We start from the raw sequence: 284 nt of genomic DNA, 5'->3' as shown, positions 1-284 counted from the left end.
GGAATACAGATCGCCGAGGCGATCGCCCCCATGATGAAGGGTTGGCCTTCCACGATCATCGCCGCTCCGAACAAAAAGGCCACCTTGTTGACCGGCCCTCCCATATCAAAGGCGATCATGGCCCCCAAAATCATCGCCAACGCCACTTGTCCCGCCCCCTGCATGTCGTGCAGCCATTGGGTCAAGCCCTCCATCATCCCGGAAATGGGGGCCCCGAGCACGAAGATAAACAGAAGCGCAGTCAACAGCGAGGTGATCAGCGGAATCACCAATATGGGCATGAT

Annotated in this window: 1 pseudogene; it reads right to left on the bottom strand. The window is 57.7% G+C overall.

What is annotated here, in order from left to right:
• Positions 1 to 284 (bottom strand): annotated as a pseudogene (locus RZO55_RS19775) (PTS fructose transporter subunit IIBC); the annotation flags it as partial.

Source organism: Clostridium boliviensis (assembly GCF_033342255.1).
Classification (GTDB): Bacteria; Bacillota; Clostridia; order Lachnospirales; family Lachnospiraceae; genus Lacrimispora; species Lacrimispora boliviensis.
Note: the sequence above shows the minus strand (reverse complement) of the source record. Positions and strands in the feature narration are given on the sequence as shown.